This is a genomic window from Isoptericola sp. NPDC056134, assembly GCF_042264825.1.
Lineage (GTDB): Bacteria > Actinomycetota > Actinomycetes > Actinomycetales > Cellulomonadaceae > Isoptericola > Isoptericola nanjingensis.
Genome location: NZ_JBHJVM010000059.1, coordinates 1 through 1,883, shown reverse-complemented (window position 1 = coordinate 1,883; position 1,883 = coordinate 1). Strand labels below are relative to the sequence as shown.

Annotated in this window: 2 protein-coding genes; both read right to left on the bottom strand. The window is 66.8% G+C overall.

The features are described 5' to 3' along the window. A partial coding sequence (locus ACFCZN_RS21205; protein ID WP_430558080.1) for a DUF1254 domain-containing protein occupies window positions 1–1,010 on the bottom strand: 1,010 nt, incomplete at its 3' end. Between the two features lie 377 nt (window positions 1,011–1,387). Next, on the bottom strand, window positions 1,388–1,883 hold a 496-nt coding region (locus tag ACFCZN_RS21200), incomplete at its 5' end, for a GAP family protein (protein ID WP_430558079.1).

Here is a 1,883-nt window from a genome sequence, read left to right as displayed (position 1 = left end):
AACGTCATCCGGTGGTCGAGGTTGAGGTAGGAGTTCGTAAGGAAGTACTCGTCTATCCCGGGAAACCCGTTGATCCACCTTCGCTTCGGGGCGTCGGTGTAGTACTGACGGTCCGGGTACGCGTCTGGGGTGACGTTGACGGCGTGTCCCATCATCGGGGCGATGCGAGCGGCCCGGTCCAGGATGGTCCGCATCCGGTCGTCGGGGGCGAAAGGCTTGCCCTTGACGATCCCCATGGAAGCCATGATCCCGCGCAAGTACAGGTCGACCGACTCGACCGGCTCGGCCTGGATGAACTCGTCCAGCAGGTCGAAGTAACTGTCGTCGCGGGGGAACAGCATGTCCACGTCGACGCCTGAGGCGTCGGGGAACTGCATCGGCTTCCACTGCGAAGGGTTGGTCTGCCGCAGCGGGTAGATCAGTGTCTGCTCCAGAGTCGCGACCCCGTCGGTCGGGTCGGGACCCTCCGCGCCGGGCTTGAGGAAGGCGCGCCAGAACAAGAACACACGGTACGTCGGAGAGTGGAACACGTGGTAGCCGCCGGGCAGGGGCGGACCGTCGTACAGCGGCGGGACGATTAGGTATTGCCCGCCGGCACCCTTGTCGGGGCCAGCGAACCCGACGTCTGTCATCGGCCGCTGCCAGAAGTCGGTGAGCATACCCAAGATGCCCGGCGGCGCCGTGATCACCAGAGGGCCGTCTTGCTCGAGGTCGAGATAGCTCATCGCATAGATGACATCCGCGTTCGGAGTCGGCACCTTGCAGTGCGCGTCCATGCGCTTCTTCCAGATCGGTAGCACGTTGTAGCCCGCACCCCAGGTCGCCTCCGACCCTCGCTGCATCGCCAGCATGTTGACCGCGGGCAGAGCACCGAGGTAGGTCTGCACCGCCCGCTGGAACCGGTACTCGTCTAGAAGACGGCTCCGATCAGGCTCGCCCGGATACTTGCCGTCCGTAGCGATCGATGCCAGGTCGTCCCACGGCGTCGTCCCGGTCAGTTCACCGCTCATGCCTCGCTCCTTGTTCTGGGGTGGAACAACTGGTGCGGCGCCACGTGCCGCTCGCACTCGTCACCGTAGTTCGCCCGTTACCGCACCGCGCGACGAGTTCCGCAGTGCGCGGCCACCTCACCAGGTCAGACACGAACGACGCGGCAGTGTCACGATCCGCCTGCGCCGGTTCGGGGACCCTGTGACGGGGCGAGGCGGCGCCGAACAACGTCTGGCGGTGCGGGTCCCCGACCAACGGTTCACCCCATGACGGTGGTCGTCGTTCTCGCTTCCCGTCAGAGAAAGGCCAAAGTTGACACCAGGAGCAGTGGTGCTACTGGAGTTGCCGGGCACTCCTGGTTCGCGAGAGATGCGTCCTTGTGCTGGTGGTCGGGGTCTCAGAGTGAAGCGATGCCGTCGCCGAGCATCTTGGCGCCCAGGACGAGCAGGAGGACGGCCATGATGACCGCGTTGTTGTGGATCATCCAGGCCTTGAGCTCGTCGAGCATCGTGGCGGCGCGGGACCCCATGAACAGGTAGATGAAGACCGGGGTCGCGACGCCGAGGCTCGCGACGAGCGCGAACACGACGGACGCGACCACCTGGGCGTTCGTGTCCGCGGGAGCGGCCGACGCGATCGCCGCACCTCCGGAGACGACGAGCAGCAGGTTCTTCGGGTTGACCGCGCCGAGCAGGACGGCGAGGCCGGCGGCCTTCACCGGCGTGAACGCGTCGATCGCCGCCATCCACTTCGGTGCCGGCGGCTCGACCCCGGCACGGGGGCGGCCGCGCCACTGCTTCACCGCGAGGAGGAGCAGCAGGACGCCCAGGACGATCTTGAGGATCGCGGCCCACAGCGGCGGGCCGTCGTCGTCCGGCGTGGCGGCCCCGTCG